At 59.2% G+C, this 19518-nt stretch carries 16 protein-coding genes, 2 tRNA genes and 2 rRNA genes (1 of these 20 only partly in view); 15 read left to right on the top strand and 5 right to left on the bottom strand.

Features of this window, described 5'->3' with window-relative positions:
• The 4 genes from AC0TOF_RS22240 to AC0TOF_RS22225 all read left to right on the top strand — a co-directional run.
• Positions 1–1219 (top strand): 23S ribosomal RNA (locus tag AC0TOF_RS22240) (it extends 1683 nt beyond the left edge of the window).
• Between the two features lie 261 nt (positions 1220–1480).
• Positions 1481–1595, top strand: a 5S ribosomal RNA gene (gene rrf / locus AC0TOF_RS22235).
• Positions 1596–1813: 218 nt separating this feature from the next.
• Positions 1814–1890 (top strand) — tRNA-Met (locus AC0TOF_RS22230).
• Positions 1891–2244: 354 nt separating this feature from the next.
• Positions 2245–3291, top strand: coding sequence for a polysaccharide deacetylase family protein (locus AC0TOF_RS22225; RefSeq protein WP_473769831.1), 1047 nt, complete (start codon positions 2245–2247; stop codon positions 3289–3291).
• A 144-nt stretch (positions 3292–3435) separates the two neighbouring features.
• Here the strand turns inward: AC0TOF_RS22225 and AC0TOF_RS22220 are convergent.
• The 4 genes from AC0TOF_RS22220 to AC0TOF_RS22205 form a co-directional block, all read right to left on the bottom strand.
• Positions 3436–3510, bottom strand: a tRNA-Gly gene (locus AC0TOF_RS22220).
• Between the two features lie 218 nt (positions 3511–3728).
• A complete protein-coding gene (locus AC0TOF_RS22215; protein WP_473769830.1) occupies positions 3729–4955 on the bottom strand; it encodes a cyanate transporter in 1227 nt (408 codons plus the stop codon).
• 3 nt (positions 4956–4958) lie between these two features.
• Complete coding sequence (locus tag AC0TOF_RS22210) at positions 4959–5429, bottom strand: nucleoside deaminase (RefSeq protein ID WP_473769829.1); 471 nt, start codon at positions 5427–5429, stop codon at positions 4959–4961.
• A complete protein-coding gene (locus tag AC0TOF_RS22205) occupies positions 5426–6067 on the bottom strand; it encodes an ankyrin repeat domain-containing protein (protein WP_473769828.1) in 642 nt (213 codons plus the stop codon). The genes AC0TOF_RS22210 and AC0TOF_RS22205 overlap by 4 nt, the downstream gene beginning before the upstream one ends.
• 141 nt (positions 6068–6208) lie before the next feature.
• On the opposite strand from AC0TOF_RS22205, the gene AC0TOF_RS22200 reads away from it, so the two are divergent.
• From AC0TOF_RS22200 to AC0TOF_RS22155, 10 genes are all read left to right on the top strand, one after another.
• A complete protein-coding gene (locus AC0TOF_RS22200) occupies positions 6209–7060 on the top strand; it encodes a LysR family transcriptional regulator (protein WP_473769827.1) in 852 nt (283 codons plus the stop codon).
• A gap of 192 nt (positions 7061–7252) precedes the next feature.
• Positions 7253–7933 (top strand): GntR family transcriptional regulator, encoded by a 681-nt coding sequence (locus AC0TOF_RS22195; RefSeq protein WP_122001489.1) that lies wholly within the window; start codon positions 7253–7255, stop codon positions 7931–7933.
• Entirely contained in the window at positions 7923–9395 is a 1473-nt protein-coding gene (locus tag AC0TOF_RS22190; RefSeq protein WP_473769826.1) for an aldehyde dehydrogenase family protein, read from the top strand. The genes AC0TOF_RS22195 and AC0TOF_RS22190 overlap by 11 nt, the downstream gene beginning before the upstream one ends.
• Before the next feature lie 11 nt (positions 9396–9406).
• Positions 9407–10165: a glucose 1-dehydrogenase gene (locus tag AC0TOF_RS22185; RefSeq protein ID WP_473769825.1), complete on the top strand. Its 759-nt coding sequence runs from the start codon at positions 9407–9409 to the stop codon at positions 10163–10165.
• Between the two features lie 23 nt (positions 10166–10188).
• Positions 10189–11667, top strand: a complete 1479-nt coding sequence (locus AC0TOF_RS22180) for an ABC transporter substrate-binding protein (protein WP_473769824.1) — start codon at positions 10189–10191, stop codon at positions 11665–11667.
• 134 nt (positions 11668–11801) lie between these two features.
• A complete protein-coding gene (locus AC0TOF_RS22175; protein WP_473769823.1) occupies positions 11802–12755 on the top strand; it encodes an ABC transporter permease in 954 nt (317 codons plus the stop codon).
• Positions 12752–13612 carry an ABC transporter permease gene (locus tag AC0TOF_RS22170; protein ID WP_121987370.1) on the top strand — a complete coding sequence of 287 codons (861 nt, stop codon included), beginning with the start codon at positions 12752–12754 and terminating at the stop codon, positions 13610–13612. Before AC0TOF_RS22175 ends, AC0TOF_RS22170 begins: the two co-directional genes overlap by 4 nt.
• Complete coding sequence (locus AC0TOF_RS22165) at positions 13609–14622, top strand: ABC transporter ATP-binding protein (RefSeq protein WP_473769822.1); 1014 nt, start codon at positions 13609–13611, stop codon at positions 14620–14622. Before AC0TOF_RS22170 ends, AC0TOF_RS22165 begins: the two co-directional genes overlap by 4 nt.
• Positions 14619–15467 carry an ATP-binding cassette domain-containing protein gene (locus AC0TOF_RS22160; protein ID WP_473769821.1) on the top strand — a complete coding sequence of 283 codons (849 nt, stop codon included), beginning with the start codon at positions 14619–14621 and terminating at the stop codon, positions 15465–15467. Before AC0TOF_RS22165 ends, AC0TOF_RS22160 begins: the two co-directional genes overlap by 4 nt.
• Before the next feature lie 15 nt (positions 15468–15482).
• Positions 15483–16871, top strand: a complete 1389-nt coding sequence (locus AC0TOF_RS22155; protein ID WP_473769820.1) for an amidase — start codon at positions 15483–15485, stop codon at positions 16869–16871.
• Between the two features lie 152 nt (positions 16872–17023).
• Here the strand turns inward: AC0TOF_RS22155 and AC0TOF_RS22150 are convergent, their stop codons facing one another.
• Positions 17024–18019: a 3'-5' exonuclease gene (locus tag AC0TOF_RS22150; RefSeq protein WP_473769819.1), complete on the bottom strand. Its 996-nt coding sequence runs from the start codon at positions 18017–18019 to the stop codon at positions 17024–17026.
• A gap of 171 nt (positions 18020–18190) precedes the next feature.
• Between AC0TOF_RS22150 and lhgO the strand changes: the two genes are divergently transcribed.
• Positions 18191–19405 carry an L-2-hydroxyglutarate oxidase gene (gene lhgO / locus AC0TOF_RS22145; RefSeq protein ID WP_473769818.1) on the top strand — a complete coding sequence of 405 codons (1215 nt, stop codon included), beginning with the start codon at positions 18191–18193 and terminating at the stop codon, positions 19403–19405.
• Positions 19406–19518 lie beyond the last annotated feature (113 nt).

Raw genomic sequence — 19518 nt, 5'->3', positions numbered from 1 at the left:
CGCTTGAGAGAACTGCGTTGAAGGAACTCGGCAAAATGCACGCGTAACTTCGGAAGAAGCGTGACCCTCATTTGGGCAACCAGATGGGGGTGGCACAGACCAGGGGGTAGCGACTGTTTACCAAAAACACAGGGCTCTGCGAAGTCGCAAGACGACGTATAGGGTCTGACGCCTGCCCGGTGCTGGAAGGTTAAGAGGAGATGTGCAAGCATTGAATTGAAGCCCCAGTAAACGGCGGCCGTAACTATAACGGTCCTAAGGTAGCGAAATTCCTTGTCGGGTAAGTTCCGACCTGCACGAATGGCGTAACGACTTCCCCGCTGTCTCCAACGCAGACTCAGTGAAATTGAATTCCCCGTGAAGATGCGGGGTTCCTGCGGTTAGACGGAAAGACCCCGTGCACCTTTACTATAGCTTTACACTGGCATTCGTGACGACATGTGTAGGATAGGTGGTAGACTTTGAAGCAGGGGCGCCAGCCTTTGTGGAGTCATCCTTGAAATACCACCCTTGTTTTTATGGATGTCTAACTGCGGCCCGTTATCCGGGTCCAGGACCGTGTATGGTGGGTAGTTTGACTGGGGCGGTCGCCTCCTAAAGAGTAACGGAGGCGCGCGATGGTAGGCTCAGAACGGTCGGAAATCGTTCGTCGAGTGCAATGGCATAAGCCTGCCTGACTGCAAGACTGACAAGTCGAGCAGAGACGAAAGTCGGTCATAGTGATCCGGTGGTCCCGCGTGGAAGGGCCATCGCTCAACGGATAAAAGGTACGCCGGGGATAACAGGCTGATGACCCCCAAGAGTCCATATCGACGGGGTTGTTTGGCACCTCGATGTCGACTCATCGCATCCTGGGGCTGGAGCAGGTCCCAAGGGTATGGCTGTTCGCCATTTAAAGCGGTACGTGAGTTGGGTTCAGAACGTCGTGAGACAGTTCGGTCCCTATCTGCCGTGGGTGTAGGAATATTGAAAGGATCTGTCCCTAGTACGAGAGGACCGGGATGGACGTATCTCTGGTGGACCTGTTGTCGTGCCAACGGCATAGCAGGGTAGCTATATACGGACTAGATAACCGCTGAAGGCATCTAAGCGGGAAACTAACCTTAAAACGAGTATTCCCTATCAGAGCCGTGGAAGACTACCACGTTGATAGGCCGGGTGTGGAAGTGCGGCAACGCATGCAGCTTACCGGTACTAATAGCTCGATCGACTTGATCACTCCCATTTACAATATCCATCAAATTTAGATTGAACCTTGTTCAATCTAAACATTCTTCTGTCCTCACGCTGTCGCGGCTAAAGCCGCTTCGCTCCGGACAGGGCGCCGGAAAACCGGCGGCACGCAGTCGCGTGCTTATTGTTATCAGTGCAGACAAGACTAGGAGCAAAGGCCGGATACAGGCGCAGCCCAAACATACTGCCCTATTCCCCTACTGCCTTACTGCCCTAATCCAGCTTCTCAATTTGTGTTCTTCGCCGACCTGGTGGTTATGGCGGAGCGGCTGCACCCGATCCCATTCCGAACTCGGCCGTGAAACGCTCCAGCGCCAATGGTACTTCGTCTTAAGATGCGGGAGAGTAGGTCGCTGCCAGGTCTGCAAAGCACACAAAGCAAAACATCTTCTCAAAATACATACAAAACAGTTTGCATCAGCGTCAGAAGCAAAAAAATACCGATTAAACAATAAGCGAGAGTGGCTTGGAGCAGCCCGTTCGGCCTAAAATCGATTCACTGGATCGATTTTTTAACGGCCTCACCTCATCAGGCTACGCCTGACTTCGCTCCCGGGCCAATAAGGTTCGCAACTAATAGCGCGGGGTGGAGCAGCCCGGTAGCTCGTCAGGCTCATAACCTGAAGGCCGCAGGTTCAAATCCTGCCCCCGCAACCAACGATCCAAAACCCCGTTGCCCACGCAGCGGGGTTTTTGCGTTTCCAGGGCAAGCAAGACACCAGCGGATAATAACGCCTTTCACTTTAGGCGTAGAAACTGAAGGGGGTGAGATCTTCGCGATAATGGGTGGTCTGATTCAACTACGAGACAGGCAATGGGCCCCCTCCGCTTCCTGAACAACGCCATCGTAAAGGTAAATGACGTGTTGTTCAGCGTGCTGCCCATCTTGTCTGAAATCTGGTACTGCGAAAGCAATTCACCTCGACGGATGAAGTTGCTATAGGCGAACGGGGCTCAAGGCCTGGTTCTATCTTTCGCAAGGCCGGGCATCGGGGAAAACTAATCGAGAAGATGTTGCTGCGATCAATAAAGGGCAGTTTGAAGTATCCGCTGATCCGGGCCGGGCTGGAGGCTATCGCCTTTTCCGGCGCGGCGGCGCTTTACCCATCCGCTGGCGGGCGCGGCGTCGTTTTCACGATGCATCACGTCAAGCCCGAGGATGCGGCAGATCGGCTGGACCCCAACGCCATTCTCTCGATTACCCCGCAAACGCTCGAAATGGCGATAGAGGCAGCATTGGAGACCGGTCTCGTTCCAGTGCACCTGCATGATTTGCCGAAGCTGCTTTCTGGGCCGGATAGCAAGCGGAAATATGTCGCGTTCACGCTGGATGATGGCTACCGGAACAATGCCGAATTCGCGGCTCCCATATTTGCGCGGTACAATATCCCATATACGGTTTTTATCACGACGGGCTTCGTGGAACGCAAGCGATCCATGTGGTGGAGAACCACCGCCGCTCTGGTGATGGAGGCCGACAGCTTTGAGTTCGATTTTGGCAGCGGTGTCGTCAGTGTCCGCTCCGCAACCCCGGCTCAAAAATCAGCGGCTTTTGCCCGGCTTGTTCAATTCGTGCAATGTTTCGATGAAGACAAGGCGGTAACCCGCATCGACGCGGCTGCGCAGGCGGCAGGAATCGACGCAATCGCTCTTGTCGACGAATCGGTGATGAGCCCCATGGAGTTGCGGAGCCTTGCTCTGGACCCACTCGTGCATCTTGGTGCACACACGGTCACGCACGTCAATCTGCGCCGTGTCGATGACAAGCGGCTGGTACGGGAAATCGCTGATTCGACCGCCTCAGTGGAACGCTATGCCGGTTACAGGCCTCGTTCCTTTGCTTATCCCTATGGATGGAAGGCGGCGGTCAGCGAGCGTGAAATCAAGGCGGTTCTGGATGCCGGTTTCGATGCCGGCGTGACCACACAGCCGGGTGTGCTACCGCAAGCTGGCGTTATGCCAGCCACGGCGATCCCGCGTATCTCGCTCAACGGCTATTTTCAGAAGAAACGCTATATCAAGGCCCTTGTTTCGGGACTTCCGTTCAAGCTTCTTTAGGGAGGCGAAATCAGTCCGGTGAACTGGTTTTCCCGCAGACGGCCTCCCTTTGGGGAGACACGCTTTGAATGGAATTCGAAAACGGGCTTCAGAAACACGAAAGGCCGCCTGTCGGCAGCCTTCGTAAAACCTGATCTGTGAAACTGGAGCGGGCGAAGGGATTCGAACCCTCGACCCCAACCTTGGCAAGGTTGTGCTCTACCCCTGAGCTACACCCGCTCGCGCCAGTCGTTTCAGAAACCGTTCGTTTCCGTCAGGCAGGCGCTATATGGACCAACGCTTCGCAGATTGCAACAGGGAAATTTGCTTCTTTGTGCAAGATATTTGCCGGTTCCTCTCAAAGCTGTGGATGAAATTAGTGTCCTTAGCGCCTGGTGCCCGCATGCTGCTTGCATGGCAGCAGCGGGAGCCGACGTCAAACTGGCCGGAGGCCGCTATCATGCGCCATTTTCCGCCTGAGCCGGCAGTTTCATCACATGTGCATATTTGCGCGGATTGAAGCTCAGATAGAGCGGAAAGATGCTCGCGACCAGAACGAGGTGCAGAATCCAGCCCGATGCGAACGAGCCGGTCAGGCCATGCAAGAACGCGGTGGCGACGGGGCCGAGTGCGGCAATGAGGAAACCGCCGCCCTGCATCATGGCGGCCAGAGCGCCTGCTTCTTCCGGTCTGGAGAGGTGGTCGAGCGATGTAATCATCGCAAGGGCGAAGCTGCCGCCGAGACCTGCGCCGCAGATGATCGACCACAAGAAGGGCGAAAACTGCGGTGCGAAAGCAAGGCCTGCGAAGCCTGAAGCCTGCATGGCCAATGTCAGCAGCAACCATGGGCGTCGGTCGATACTGCGGCGGGCAAGAAGCGGCAAGCCGAAAGCGGCAAGCGCTTGCGCTATGGCCATTGCTGCGATCAGATTGCCGGTGGTGGAGGCAGCAAGCCCCAGCGACTGGTAATAGGGGGCGAGCCAGGCAACCATGGATGAGTAGCCTGCATTGACGAGGCCGAAAGCGGCCATCAATACCCATGTGCGCGGACGGCGCAGCAGATGCCCGGTGATTCCGGATTTTCTGCCCGATGATGATGTTTCGCGAAGAATGGGAATCGCGGTCAGCAGGGCCAGCACTGCGGGAATTGCAAGGACGGCAAGGGCGAAGCGCCAGTTATGCTCTGCACCCGCCAGCCATGGTGTCAGCCGTGCGCCGAGCGCGCCGCCGCCCATGATCATCGCGGAATAGAGCCCGGTTACAGTGGCTATGCTGGATGGGAAATTGGCCTTGATGAGGCCGGGCATCAACGCCTGGATCACCGCAACGCCTGCGCCACACAGGATGGCGGTGAGCACCAGCGAAACGCCGTCCGGCGCAAAGCCCCGCAGAAGGGAGCCTGCTCCAAGAACGGCAAGTGCTGCGAACATGCTGCGGCGGGTACCGAACAGCGACTGGATGCGCGGTGCGGCGAAGGCGCCAAGCCCCATCAGCATCATTGGCAGAAAGGTGAGCAGGGACAGCGCGCCGAAACCCATGCCGGTATCGGCTGCGATGTCCGAAAGCACCGGCCCCGGCGCGGTCAGGAACGGACGCAGATTGAGGCCGACCAGGATGACAAGCGCGATGAGAGCAATGTTTGCTGTGTGCTTGCTGCCGGTTGCCGGATGGGTGGTTGTTTGCATGTCTCAGGCGCCTGCCTTGTTCTTGCTTTCCCAGGCTGCGTAGAGTTCAGGATCATTTTGCCGTGGGGAGTGCTCAAAGCTGATGCCGGTTTGTTCGCTGACCGGCTTGGCGAGTTCAGCAGCCATTTTCGCGGTTGAAAGGCCAAACGGCTCGGCCTGCTCGTTGGAATAGGCAAAGCGTATTTTTTCGACGCCCGCCATGCGCATCGCGGCAAAACACATGGGGCAGGGCTGGCCGCTGGCATAGACTTCGCAGCCATCGAGACGCGGCGATTGCAGCGCCTTGCCCGCCGCACGCAGCGCCAGCAATTCGGCATGGGCGGTCGGGTCGCAATCGGCCTGCATGCGATTGACGCCTGTGGCGATGATCTTGCCGCCCTTGACGACTACGGCACCGAACGGACGACCGCCTGCTTCAACATTGTCGAATGCCAGTTTTATAGCCTGATCGAGAAATGCATTGTCGCTGCTCATTTTGCGCCTGCCTTTTCCAGTAGTGCCACCATGGGCGCATAGCCGCGGCTGCGGGCATGCTGAAGTGGGGTTGCACCATCATTGTCTGCCAGATTGACGTCGGCTCCGGCATCGATGAGAAGCTTGACGATATCGACATGGCGCTTGCCGCCATCGCCCAGCATGATGGCTTCGAGAAGCGCCGTCCAGCCAAGATTGTTGACGTGATCGACCTTGACGCCAGCCTCGATCAGCGTGCGCACGGTTTCGACATGCCCGCGTTCGGAGGCGGGAATGAGCGCCGTTCCGCCATAGCGGTTTGTGCTCTTCAAATCCGCGCCATGCGCAAGCGTCATCTTGAGAATTTCGAGATGCCCGCGTGCGCCCGCATAAAGATAGGGGCTGTCCTTGATCGCATCCTTGGCATTGACGTCTGCCCCAGCGTCGATGAGCGCACGGGCGACATCGACGTGATTGCCATGGGTTGCGGCAAGAAGCGCCGTCTCGCCGTTCTTGCCGCGAGCTTCGATGTTTGCTCCGGCCTTGATGGCTGCGTTGACGGCGGTGAGATCGCCGGCCGCTGCGGCTTGAAGAAGAGCGGTTTCGGCCTGGGTTGCAGCCTGCGCTGCCTTGGGGCCGGGCAAAGTCGGTTCGGTCATAACGGTCATCCCTGCAATCAATGCCAAGGCACTCAAGCTGAACATTGTTTGACGCATCGGCTGGTTCTCCTGTTTGTTGCGTTTTTACAGACAGGGTGTCATATTTGGAAATTAAATGTTTAACTGATATCCAGTTGAGTTATGAATACTGCTTTCAATCTCGATCTTTTGCGGGCCTTTGTGGCTGTTGTCGACAGCCGCAGTTTCACGGTAGCGGCCTTGCAACTGCATTCGACACAATCGACCGTGAGCCAGAAGATTATCCGGCTGGAAGAAGCTGCCGGACAGGCGCTTCTACAGCGTGCCCGGCATGATGTGCGCCCGACCGACGCGGGCGAAAAGCTGCTGGGCTATGCCCGCCGCATATTGCACCTGCACGACGAAGCCGCAGCCGCCATGACCGGCACGGCGCTCGCCGCCGTGTTCCGTCTCGGATTGCCGGAAGATTTTGCGTCGCGGCTCGTCACGCCCGCGCTGGCGCGTTTCATGCGCGCGCATCCCAATACGAAGCTCGAAGTGACAAGCGGCCTCAGCCGTGATTTGCAGAAAGGTTTCGAAACTGGCGAATTCGATCTGGTCATGGTGAAGCAGAAGCGCGGCGAAACGGTCGGGGTCATGCACTGGCCGGAACCGCTTTCGTGGCTCGATAGCGCCGCTTTCCCTGTTTCCCATGCTGATCCGCTGCCGCTTGTCGCGTTTCCGCCCAACGGTCTTTACCGCAGCGACATGATGGAAGCTCTCGACCGGGTGGGCAGGCGCTGGCATGTAGTTTTTACCAGCTCCAGCCTTGCCAGTATTCAGAGCGCCGTTGCCGAGGGGCTGGGCGTCAGCCTGTTGCCGACACGCGTGGCGCTGTCCGGTCATCGTGTCGTGCCTGCCGCCGCGGGATTGCCATCTGTTGAGCCGATAGAAATCGTCATTCGGCATATGGACAGTGGGCCCGACCAGATCCGCCAGCTTGCCGAAATGCTGGCGCAAATCGTTGGCGAGTGAGAATTTTTGGGCGGGTTGCCCGGCGCTATTCCCAAAAAAAAGGCGCTTTGACAGTTTGCATCGTTTCGCGCGCCGTTTACGAAATTTCCGGTCTTTTCTTTCCTGATTAATTTCTGAAAAGCATATCCGTTTTCAGATTGACTGATTTTGTATCCAGGATATTCTAATTCGAAAAGTTGGGAGGCTTTTCTATTGGCGGCTTTTGAATGGCGCAGTCAGACCCGTTTGCTGGACGAAGTGGCAGAGGCGCTTCGCGAGCGAATTTATGCGGGTGATTACGCGCCGGGCGCGATACTCAGGCAGGAGCATATTGCGGCTGAATTCGGCATCAGCCGCACGCCGCTGCGCGAAGCCTTGCGTGTTCTGGAGCGTGACGGGCTGGTCATTCACCTGCCGGGGCGGGGCGTTCGTGTCGCATCCGCCGATCTCACGCGTCTGATCGATGCCTATGCGGTGCGTGAAGTGCTGGATGGTGTCGCGGCGCGCTTTGCCGCCGAACGGGCGACCGATGCGGATATCGCAAAGCTGCGTGCGCATGTTGCGGGACAGGGCGCGGTTGTCGATCCGTGGGACCCGAAAGCCTATACCCAGTCCAATGTCGATTTTCATATGGCGGTGATGAACACGGCGGGCAATGCTTCGCTGATTGCCTTCGTGCCGCTGTTGCGCATGACATCGCAGGTTTTTGCGCCGTCCTTTTCGCTGTCGGTCGACCGGGCGCGCGACGCAATCCGCGAGCATGGAGCCATTGTCGAGGCCATTGCCGCGCGTGATGGTGAAGAGGCCGAACGGTTGGCGCGGGCGCATATCCGCGCAACCACGGCAAGACTGGAGGCGGGAATGCCGCTTCGGGAGAATGAAGATGAAGCATGAGAACAAGACGGGAGGAGCCGGCTTGCTCCGTTATGGCAATTTCATCGCGGGCGAATGGCAGGATGCCGTTGGCGGCGAGCACATCACACTCAAAAACCCGTCCGATGGCAGCGATCTGGCGCTGATTGCGCGCGGCGCCAAGGCCGATATCGACCTGGCGGTGGCTGCGGCCCGCAGCGCGCTTTCCGGCGATTGGGGCAAGCTGACGGCGACCGAGCGTGGCCGCGTGCTGCATCGCATTTCGGAAGAGGTCTTGAAGAATATCGACCTCCTGACCGATCTGGAATCGAAGGATGTTGGCAAGCCGGTCACGCAGGCTCGTGCCGATGTGGTGGCGCTGGCGCGTTACCTTGAGTTTTACGGCGCATCCGCCGACAAGGTGCATGGCGATACGCTGCCCTATCAGAACGGCTTTACGGTTCTATCAATCTATGAACCGCACGGCGTTACCGGCCATATCATTCCGTGGAACTATCCGATGCAGATTCTGGGCCGCAGCCTTGGCGCGGCATTGGCCATGGGCAATGCTGCGGTGGTGAAGCCTGCCGAGGAAGCCTGCCTCACGATCCTCGAATTTGCGAAGATCGCCGAAAAGGCGGGCTTGCCGAAAGGCGCGCTGAACGTGGTGACGGGGCTTGGCGCGGAAGCAGGTGCGGCGCTCTCCGAACATCCAGACGTCAATCACATCTCATTTACCGGATCGGTGCGCACGGGCGAGGCGGTGCAGGCGGCGGCGGCGAAGAACACCGTGCCGGTAACGCTGGAACTCGGCGGAAAATCGCCGCAGATCGTCTTCGCCGATGCCGATCTCGACCGCGCCTTGCCGTTCCTGGTCAATGCGGGCATCCAGAATGCCGGTCAGACCTGCTCGGCCTCGTCGCGCATTCTGGTCGAGCGCAGCATTTATGAAGATGTCGTCGCCCGCATGAGCGAACGCTACCGCGCATTGAAGGTTGGTCCGGCCAGCGCTGACCTGTCTGTCGGCCCGGTCGTGTCGCAGCGCCAGAAGGCGATTGTCGAGAACTATCTGGATCTGGCGAAAGAAAGCGGTCTCGCCATTGCCGCGCAGGGTGTGCTGGCTGAAGACGCGCCGGAAGGCGGGGCCTATGTCCTGCCGACGCTGATCCGCGACGTGCCTGCCGATCATCGGCTGGCGCAGGAGGAAATTTTTGGCCCCGTACAGGTCATCCTGCCTTTCGACACGGAAGAAGAAGCCATCGCGATTGCCAATGGTACATCCTATGGCCTTGTCTGCGGCATCTGGACCAAGGATGGCGGACGACAATTCCGCCTCGCGCATGCCATCCATTCCGGTCAGGTCTTCATCAATAATTATGGTGCTGGTGGCGGCATCGAGCTGCCATTCGGCGGCGTGAAAAAATCCGGCCATGGCCGCGAAAAGGGTTTCGAGGCGCTCTATGGATTCGCCTCGCTGAAGACGATTTCTGTATATCATGGTTAGGGTAAAGCACGATGTCGCTTGAAGGTAAGGTCGCGCTCATCACGGGAGCAGGTTCGGGGTTTGGCGAAGGCATGGCAAAGCGCTTTGCCGATGGCGGCGCGAAGGTCGTCATCGTTGACCGCGACGAGGCGGGCGCGAAACGCGTTGCGAGTGAAATTGGCGATGCGGCGCTGGCCGTGGCCGCCGATATTTCCAGGGAGGCCGATGTCGATGCGGCGGTGGAAGCTGCCCTGTCGAAATTCGGCAAGGTCGATATTCTGATCAACAATGCCGGGATCGGCCACAAGCCGCAAAATGCCGAACTGGTTGAGCCGGACGAGTTCGACCGCATTCTCGGCGTCAATGTGCGCGGCGTCTATCTGATGACGCGCAAGCTCATTCCGCATTTCAAGGAGAATGGTACCAATGGACAAGAATGCGTAATCCTCAACGTCGCTTCGACCGGAGCCGGGCGTCCGCGTCCGAATCTTGCCTGGTACAATGCCACAAAGGGCTGGGTCGTGTCGGTCACGAAGGCGCTGGCCATCGAGCTTGCGCCCGCGAAAATTCGCGTTGTGGCGCTTAATCCGGTTGCCGGCGAAACGCCGCTGCTCACCACATTCATGGGTGAGGACACCGAGGAAATCCGCAAAAAATTCCGCGATTCCATCCCGATGGGCCGCCTGTTGAAACCCGACGATCTGGCTGAAGCTGCGGCTTTCCTTTGCTCGCCTGCTGCCTCTATGATTACAGGGGTTGCGCTCGACGTGGATGGCGGGCGCTCGATTTAAATAAAGAAGGAAACAGGGGAACCATGGGTAAGCTGCTGAAAGCCGGGCTGGTCACAGCCGCGATGCTGGCATCGATCAACGGTGCTTTTGCGAAAGATACGCTGGTGGTCGGCGAAGTGCTGGAGCCGCCGGGGCTTGATCCGACGGCCAACGCCGCCGCCGGCATCCGGCAGGTTACCTATGCGAACCTCTATGAAGGTCTGGTGCGCATTGTCGAGGACGGTACGGTCAAGCCGCTTCTGGCTGAAAGCTGGACCGTCTCCGACGACAAGAAAACCTATACGTTCAAGCTGCGTTCCGGCGTGAAGTTTCATGACGGAACGCCGTTCGACTGCTCGGTCGTGAAATTCTCCTATGAGCGCGCGGTGGCGCCGGATTCCACCAATGCGCAAAAGGGGCTGTTCGAACCGATTGCGAGCACCGAATGCCCTGATCCCGCGACCGCCGTCGTCACGCTGAAGCGCCCGACATCGAACTTCCTGTTCAATATGGGCTGGGGCGATGCGGTGATGGTCGCGCCGAATTCGGCAGCCGACAACAAGACCAAGCCGGTCGGCACGGGGCCGTTCAAGTTCAAGCGCTGGGTGCAGGGCGACCGCGTCGAGCTGGAGCGTAACCCGGATTACTGGGGCGAGCCTGCGAAGCTTTCCGCCGTCACGTTCCGCTTTGTGAGCGATCCGTCGGCTGCTGCCGCTGCCATCCTTGCCGGTGACATCGACGTGTTTCCAATGTTCCAGGCGCCGGAACTGATCAGCCGCTTCAAGAGTGACGACAAGTTGCAGGTTGAAGTGGGCGATACGGCGGGCAAGGTTCTGCTGTCGCTCAACAATGCCAAGGCTCCATTCGACAATGTGAAGGTGCGTCAGGCACTGGCTCATGCCATCGACAGCAAGGCGCTGATCGAAGGCGTTTATTCCGGCTTCGGCACGCCGATCGGCTCGCATTATGCGCCAGTCGATCCGGGCTATGTCGATCTCTCGCAGACCTATCCGTATGATCCGGCGAAGGCGAAGCAGTTGCTGGAAGAAGCAGGCGTTCCGGCAGGCACGTCAATCACCATCACGCTTCCGCCACCGGCCTATGCGCGACGCGGCGGCGAGATCATCGCGGCCATGCTGGCGGAAGTTGGCATTCAGGCCAATCTCGTCCCGATCGAGTTCGCCCAGTGGCTGGATCAGGTGTTCAAGCGGTCGGATTTCGACGCCACGATCATCGCACACACGGAAGCGCGCGATCTCGATATCTACGCCCGCGACAAATATTACTTCAACTATCAGAACCCGGAATACAAGGCGCTCTACAAGGCCTATGCCGAGGCTGGAAGCGATGAGGAACAGCTCGAACTCGTAAAGAAGCTGCAGGAAAAGCTTGCCGCCGACGAACCGAACGTCTTCCTCTATGCGCTGCCGAAAATCGGCGTCTGGAACAAGAACGTAAAGGGCCTGTGGAAGAACATGCCGATCCCGGCTGACGATCTGACGCAAGCCTATTGGGCCGAATAAAAACATCCGCCCCGGCGCTTTGGCAAAGGGGCGGATAACAACACGAATGGCTGTACGTCCCATAAAGACAAGGGGAGGGTGTGCGGCAAATTGGAATGTGAAAAGCGGATATCCGTCTTTTCAAGGAGGTCGTTTTGCTGGCTTATATATCCGGGCGACTGGTTTCGCTCCTGCTTACGACGCTTGCGGCTTCCGTCATCGTCTTTCTGCTGATGCAGGTGTTGCCGGGTGATCCGGCAGCGGTGATCCTGGGTATCAATGCACAGCCTGAAACATTGGCCGCGCTTCACAAGCAGCTTGGCCTCGATCAGCCGCTCTGGTGGCGTTATCTCACATGGATTGGCGGCTTTCTGAAAGGTGATTTCGGCACAAGCTACACCTATTCCGTGCCGATCAGCGAATTGCTCGGGCCGCGCATCATGGTCACGCTGCCGCTGGCGCTCCTGTCGATGGTGCTGTCCGTCGCGGTGGCCATCCCGGTTGGTGTCTATGCCGCCTCCAAGCGCGGCAAGACCGGCGATGTGCTCTCCATGGGCGTGGCGCAGGTCGGTGTCGCGATCCCGAATTTCTGGCTTGGCCTGCTCTTGATCCTGCTGTTTGCCTTGCAGCTTGGCTGGTTTCCGGCCTCAGGTTTTGCGGGTTGGGAAAGCGGGTTCTGGAACGGTATCCGTTCGCTGTTCCTCCCCGCTTTGGCGCTTGCCCTGCCGCTTGCCGCCATTCTGGCCCGCGTCACCCGATCAGCCGTCATCGAAACCTTGGGCGAGGATTTCGTGCGGACCGCGCGCGCCAAGGGCCTGACGCGCAAGGCCGCGCTCTGGCGTCATGCGGTGCCCAATGCGCTGATCCCGGTTGTCACCATCATCGGCCTGCAATTTTCCTTTCTGCTGGCAGGAACCATCATCATCGAAAACGTCTTCAATCTGCCTGGCCTTGGACGGCTGGTGTTTCAGGCCATTGCGCAGCGCGATCTCGTGACCGTGCAGTCGCTGGTGACGCTGCTGGCGGCTTCCGTGATCGCGGTCAATTTCATCGTCGATCTTGTCTATGGCTTCATCGATCCGCGCCTTTCGACGGGAGGCAGCCGATGAGCGAGGCGCAGGCTTTCCCTAAACCGGGCATATTCAAAACGATATTGACCAGCCGCAGTCTGGCCGTCGGCTCGCTCATCACGATCATTCTGATCGCGATGGCCGTCATCTCCTATGTCTGGACACCTTATTCGCCGACGGCGATGAACTTCCGCGACAAGTTGCAGGGGCCGAGCTTCAATCATCTGTTCGGCACGGATAATTTTGGACGCGACGTGTTTTCCATGATCATGGTCGGCGCACGCAATTCCATCGCCGTATCGATCATTGCCGTGCTGGTCGGTGCGGGCATCGGCATCCCGCTCGGCTCGCTTGCGGCGGCGCGTGGCGGGCTGATCGACGGCTTCGTCATGCGCATGACCGATCTCGCCTTCGCGTTTCCCGCCCTTCTGACCGCTGTCATCATTACCGCCATTTTCGGGCCCGGTGCGGTCAATGCGATGATCGCCATCGGCATTTTCAACATCCCGGTTTTTGCGCGCGTCACACGCGGCGCATCGCTCGGCCTGTGGAAGCGCGAATATGTGCAGGCAGCGCGTTGTGCGGGGCGCGGCGATATATCGATCACGCTTTTGCATGTGCTGCCCAATATCAACCATGTGCTGATCGTGCAGGCGACGATCCAGTTCGCGCTCGCCATCGTCGCGGAAGCGGGCCTGTCCTATGTCGGGCTTGGCACCCAGCCGCCGATGCCGAGCTGGGGCAAGATGCTCAACGATGCACAGACTTTCATCTACGACGCGCCATGGCTCGCCATCTTCCCCGGCCTTGCCATCACGCTCGCCGTGCTTGGCCTCAACATGCTGGGCGACGGATTGCGCGATGTGCTTGACCCGCGCGTCAGGAGGCAGAGATGACAACGCCTTTGCTTGAAATGGAGACTATGTCCGTCGAACTGCCGATCGGCCTCAAGGTCGCCGACATCGTGTCGGACATTACCCTGACGCTCAATCGTGGCGAGCGCCTCGGCGTGGTGGGAGAATCCGGCAGCGGCAAATCGATCACCGCTCTTGCCGCCATGGGCCTGCTGCCCGACCGGATGCGCGTGCGCGGTCGCTTGCGCTTCGATGGCGAGGATTTGGCGAACAAGCCGGAAGCCGAACTGTGCAAGATGCGCGGGCGGCGTATGGCGATGATCTTTCAGGAGCCGATGACGGCGCTCAATCCGGTCAAGTCCATCGGCGCGCAGATCGCCGAAGGCCGCCGCCTGCATCTTGGCGAAAGCCGTGCCGATGCGGAGCGTGAAGCGCGCCGCCTTTTGGATCGCGTTGGTTTGCCTGCACCGCGCTTCAATCTCGATCTTTACCCGCATCAGCTTTCCGGCGGGCAGCGCCAGCGCGTGATGATCGCCATGGCGATTGCCTGCGAGCCGGACCTGCTGATCGCCGATGAGCCGACAACGGCGCTCGATGTGACGGTGCAGGCGCAGATTCTCAACCTGATGGACGAGTTGATCGATGAAACCGGCACGGCCCTGATGCTCATCACCCATGACCTTGGCGTGGTCTCGGAAATGACCGACCGCATCGCCGTCATGTATGCGGGCCGCATCGTCGAGACCGGACGCACGGAAGCGGTGTTCAATCGCATGGCGCATCCTTATGCGCGGGGGTTGTTCCAGGCTTCCCCACATGGTGCCGCGCTGGTGCGTAGCCACGGCAGCGGACGCCAGCGGCTCGCCGCCATTCCAGGCGTCGTGCCGGACCCGCTGGCGCGTCCGCCTTATTGCACCTTTGCCGACCGTTGCGCATTCGTGCAGGACGATTGCCGCAGGGCGATACCGGGGCTGGATCTGATCGGTGAGAACGAGGGGATCGCGCATCGCGCCGCCTGTATCCACCCGCGAGACGGCGAGGTGCTGGCATGAGCAACATGATCTTGCAGGTGCGCGATGTGGTGCGTGAATATCAGCTGCCGCGTCCGTCGTTTTTCTCCAAGCCCAGCGCATTGCGGGTGTTGCACGGCGTGAATGTCGAGATCGAAGCCGGGAAAAGCCTAGGTATCGTGGGTGAAAGCGGTTCGGGCAAATCCACGCTGGCGCGCGCCGTGATGGGGCTGGAGCGTCCGCAATCGGGACAGGTCCTCATCAACGGGCAGGATATTTATGCGCTTGATCGCGCCGGTTTGCGTGAGGCGCGCAAGGGCTTTCAGGCGATCTTTCAGGACCCCTACGGTTCGCTCGATCCACGCCATACGGTGAAGCGCATCATTTCCGAACCGATCGTATCGCTGGAAAGCGGCACGAGCGCCAAAGACCGCGACGACCGCGTGGCGGAAGTGTTGGAAGCGGTTGGCTTGCCGAAGGCATCGGCGGAAAAATATCCGCACGAGTTTTCCGGCGGGCAGCGTCAGCGTATCGCCATCGCGCGAGCGCTCATCACCAAGCCGGCCCTGATCGTGGCCGACGAGCCGGTTTCGGCGCTCGACGTTTCCATTCAGGCGCAGGTGTTGAACCTGATGATGGATTTGCAGGAGAAATTTGGCCTGTCCTATCTCTTCATCAGCCATGATCTTGGCGTCGTGCGTGCCATCACCGACCGCGTGGCCGTGATCTATCGCGGCAATATTGTCGAGCAGGGGCCGACGAACGAGGTCTTCGACAACCCGCAGCACGATTATACGCGGGCGCTGGTCGATGCCGTGCCGAAGCCGTTTTCCGGTCGCCGCAAGCGAGTGCGGCGCTCAAGCTCCACACTGAAATTGCCTGAGTGATTTGAGGAAATCCCAATGTCGAATCTTGCCGATTTGTCAGCTGTCGAACTCGTGTCCGCCTATAAGGCGAAGTCGCTTTCGCCGGTCGAGGTCACGGACGCGGTCATCGCCCGTATCGAAGCCGATGAGCCGAAGCTGAATGCGCTTTGGGCGTATGATCCGGATGCTGCGCGGGCGGCGGCCAAGGCCTCCGAGGCACGCTGGGCAAAGGGTGAGCCTGCCGGTCCCATCGACGGCGTGCCGCTGACGATCAAGGAAAATATTGCGACCGAAGGAACGCCCGTGCCGCTTGGCTGCGCGGCGCTGCCGTTGAAGCCTGCTGCCGTTGATGCGCCGCCCGCGGCGCGCAGCCGTGAGGCTGGCGGCGTGCTGCTGGCCAAGACGACCATGCCGGATCTCGGCATGTTGTCTTCGGGCCTGTCGAGCTTTCACAAGCTGGCGCGCAATCCGTGGGACTTGAACACCAATCCGGGCGGATCCAGCGCCGGTGCGGGAAGTGCTGCTGCCGCCGGTTACGGCCCGTTGCATATCGGTACCGATATTGGCGGCTCCATTCGCCTGCCTGCGGGCTGGTGCGGTCTCGTCGGCCTTAAGCCGTCTTTCGGGCGCATTCCCATCGATCCGCCGTTTCTCGGTCGCGTGGCCGGGCCGATGACGCGAACGGTGGCTGACAGCGCGCTTTACATGTCGGTGCTGTCGCGACCCGACCGTCGCGACGCCATGAGCTTGCCTTATCAAGACATCGACTGGATGGACCTCAATATCGACGTCAAGGGCCTCAAGATCGGCCTGTGGCTCGATGCCGGTTTCGGTGAGCCGGTGGGCGCGGAAACGAAGGCGGCAGTGGAAGCGGCTGCGAAGCTGCTTTCCAATGCTGGCGCGATTGTCGAGCCGGTTGCGCCGTTCCTCAACCGCACCATGATCGACGGTCTGGATCGGTTCTGGCGCGTGCGTTCCTGGTCCGACATCAAGAAGATGACGCCGGAAAACCGGGCGAAAATCCTGCCTTACATCTATCAATGGACCGAAACTGCGGAAGGGCTTTCCGGCGAGGAAGTCTATCTCGGTTTTGCCCAGATGGACGCAATGCGCAACGCCGCCCTTGCCGCATCGAAGGGTTTTGATTTCATCATTTCGCCAACCGCGCCGATGCCGACCTATCCGGCGGAATGGGCCTCTCCGATCAACGATCCGCAGCGTCCCTTCGAACATATTGCCTTCACCGTTGCGATGAATATGTCGGAGCAGCCCGCGATTTCAATCAATTGCGGTTATACGGCAAAGGGCTTGCCAATCGGCTTGCAGATTTTCGGCCAGCGTTTCGACGATCTGGGCGTTTTGCGATTGGCGCGCGCTTATGAGGAAATGCGGCCTGAACAGAGGCCGTGGCCTGTTATTGCGTGATCGCCAAATCCCGCCCCTCATCCTGAGGAGCCGCCGCAGGCGGCGTCTCGAAGGGCGAGAGGGCGGGGTTGTGGAAACGCTTCCCAACGCGTTTCCCGATCTTTCGAGACGGTGCTTCGCACCTCCTCAAGATGAGGGAAACGCAGCCTTTTTTACTTCTTTGCCCGTAGCGGCGCCCGTTCCTTGTAACGATCCATGGCGGTGAGCTTCTGGATCAGCGGATCGGCGTCGCGCCAGCCGTAAATCTCGGTGCGCAGATATTCGAGTTCGGCTTCGAGTTCTTCTTCGCCGATTTCCGTCCACCATGATTTCGGACGTCCATCGCTGCCATCCGACCAGCGGTAGCCGCGGGCCTTGAGGTGATCCTTCATTTCGAAAGGACTGTTCTCGGCATAGATGCGCATCCGCGCGCGCTGGCTTGCCTTCAACAGTTCGGCAAAGGGCGTGGTCCCGCCTGATTGTTCCTTCAGGACTGCGAGCAGGGCCTGACAATCGTCTTCGGCCCTGTGGCCGTTGTGAAAATAGCCGCTCTGGCCGATCAGGTAACCAAGCTTGGTGCCCTCAAAGCCGCGTGCGGTCCAGTCGATCTCCTTGACCGAACAGGCCCATGGCTTGTTGGCGAAGGCGATGGAAAAACGTTCAAGAAACGGGCGGTCGAAACCGGCATTATGCGCAATGATGATATCGGCCTCGGCGACAAGCGCGTCGAGTTCCTCGCGCGGGATTGTCTGGCCTTTCACCATGTCGTCGGTGATGCCGGTGATGCGGGTAATGTCAGCCGGGATCGGCTTGGACGGCTGTTGCAGCGCGCCGAAGGTGGCGCAGATATCGCCTATCGACCCGTCATCGGCGTAGCGAAAGGCCACTGCACCGATTTCGATGATTTCTTCCTGCGCCGGATTGAGGCCGGTCGTCTCCGTATCCACAACCACGCCGAGGCGCGGGAAGGCGACCCTGTCGGCATCGGGAACGGTCGGTGGCGGATCGAGCCGCTGCAAGATGCGGTAACGCCCGCTGTCGTTCAGGCGTTTCACCATTTCCGCTTCATCGATGCTGGTCGTCTTGCCGGGCCTGCTGCGGGCAGGGCGCAGTTCTGCCTGTTCTTCTCCCGCCGGGGAAGGAGCAAAAAGGTCGAACTGATGGCGCATGTAACTTCTCCGCATGGGGGAACCGGATTTGACAAAGAATGCCATTTTGCGGTGCTGCAACCAAGGCTGCAATCGTATAAGTAACAGGTAATCGTCGTGCCGGGCAGTAGCAAGGCAGGGCAGTAGCAAGGCGGGGCGCTTGCGTCGGAAAAGGCATGAGGAGGGGACTTCGTGGCAGACTATGATTACTGCGTCATCGGCGGCGGCATTGTCGGGCTCGCGACAGCAAAAGCCATGCAGGAAGCCGAGCCCGGCGCAAGGATCATCCTGCTGGAGAAGGAAGGCGATTTCGCGCGTCACCAGACGGGACACAATAGCGGGGTCATTCATGCCGGAATCTATTACCAGCCGGGTTCGTTGAAGGCGCAATTGTGCCGGGCAGGTGCGGAAGCCACGAAAGCCTTTTGCAGGCAATATTCCATCCCGTTTGAAACATGCGGCAAGCTTCTGGTCGCGACCTCTGCGCAGGAGGTTGAACGCATGGAGGCGCTCGCCAGGCGCGCAGTCCAGAACGATATCGCGTTCCAGCATGTCGACCAGCAGACGCTGCGCAAGATCGAGCCTGCGGTTTCGGGCCTCGGGGCGCTCCTCGTTCCCGCGACGGGCATTGTCGATTATGCTCGGGTCTCGCGGGCGATGGCGGCGGAGATTGTCGAGCGTGGCGGCATTGTGCGGCTCAACGCCCCGGTAACCGCAATCCGGGAGGATGACAGGGGTGTCACGGTAACGACAGATGGGGAGACCGTGCGCGCTTCAAAACTCGTTGCCTGTGCCGGGCTGCAATCCGATCGCGTGGCGCGGCTTGCCGGGCTGGACATCAGCCATCGCATCGTGCCGTTTCGCGGTGAATATTTCACCCTGCCGCAATCGAAGGCGCATATCGTCAACCATCTGATCTATCCGATCCCTGATCCCGATCTGCCGTTTCTGGGCATTCACCTGACGCGAACGATCGATGGCGGCGTGACGGTCGGGCCGAATGCCGTTCTGGGCTTCTCGCGGGAGGGATATGCCAAGGGCAGTTTCCGTGCTGGCGATGTCGCGGACATGTCGGTGTTTCCGGGCTTCTGGAAGATGGCGATGAAGAACTGGCGCTCGGCCCTGTCCGAGTTCAGCAACTCGGCCTCCCGCGCCCGATATCTGAAGGAATGCCGCAAATATTGCCCGTCGCTGGAACTCTCCGATCTTGGCGCGCCGGGCGCGGGCATCCGTGCGCAGGCTGTCCTTGATGACGGTACGCTGGTGCATGATTTTCTGTTCAAGGAGACCGAGAAAATGCTGCATGTATGCAATGCGCCGTCACCAGCGGCGACGTCTTCCATACCTATCGGCCGCATGATCGCGAAAAAGCTTCTGGGGATAAGTTCACAGATCAAAATTGCGTGAAAATAGATTTTCGTCAGAGGATGTTGTTTCCGATTGTTTTTTAGCAATCGCTTATTCTTAGAATTTCTCTTTTATATTTTAGTTTTTATGAATATTGTAAACTAAAAACTTGA

Source organism: Ochrobactrum sp. PL_is501 (genome assembly GCF_055816895.1).
Note: the sequence above shows the minus strand (reverse complement) of the source record. Positions and strands in the feature narration are given on the sequence as shown.

Coding starts and splice junctions, on each gene's coding strand:
- AC0TOF_RS22205 (WP_473769828.1), bottom strand. CDS start 6,067: ATGACCGAACCGACTTTGCCCGGCCCCAAGGCAGCGCAGGCTGCAACC.
- AC0TOF_RS22150 (WP_473769819.1), bottom strand. CDS start 18,019: ATGCGCCATCAGTTCGACCTTTTTGCTCCTTCCCCGGCGGGAGAAGAA.
- AC0TOF_RS22210 (WP_473769829.1), bottom strand. CDS start 5,429: ATGAGCAGCGACAATGCATTTCTCGATCAGGCTATAAAACTGGCATTC.
- AC0TOF_RS22180 (WP_473769824.1), top strand. CDS start 10,189: ATGGGTAAGCTGCTGAAAGCCGGGCTGGTCACAGCCGCGATGCTGGCA.
- AC0TOF_RS22165 (WP_473769822.1), top strand. CDS start 13,609: ATGACAACGCCTTTGCTTGAAATGGAGACTATGTCCGTCGAACTGCCG.
- AC0TOF_RS22215 (WP_473769830.1), bottom strand. CDS start 4,955: ATGCAAACAACCACCCATCCGGCAACCGGCAGCAAGCACACAGCAAAC.
- AC0TOF_RS22185 (WP_473769825.1), top strand. CDS start 9,407: ATGTCGCTTGAAGGTAAGGTCGCGCTCATCACGGGAGCAGGTTCGGGG.
- AC0TOF_RS22225 (WP_473769831.1), top strand. CDS start 2,245: ATGTTGCTGCGATCAATAAAGGGCAGTTTGAAGTATCCGCTGATCCGG.
- AC0TOF_RS22190 (WP_473769826.1), top strand. CDS start 7,923: ATGAAGCATGAGAACAAGACGGGAGGAGCCGGCTTGCTCCGTTATGGC.
- AC0TOF_RS22155 (WP_473769820.1), top strand. CDS start 15,483: ATGTCGAATCTTGCCGATTTGTCAGCTGTCGAACTCGTGTCCGCCTAT.
- AC0TOF_RS22200 (WP_473769827.1), top strand. CDS start 6,209: ATGAATACTGCTTTCAATCTCGATCTTTTGCGGGCCTTTGTGGCTGTT.
- AC0TOF_RS22160 (WP_473769821.1), top strand. CDS start 14,619: ATGAGCAACATGATCTTGCAGGTGCGCGATGTGGTGCGTGAATATCAG.
- AC0TOF_RS22170 (WP_121987370.1), top strand. CDS start 12,752: ATGAGCGAGGCGCAGGCTTTCCCTAAACCGGGCATATTCAAAACGATA.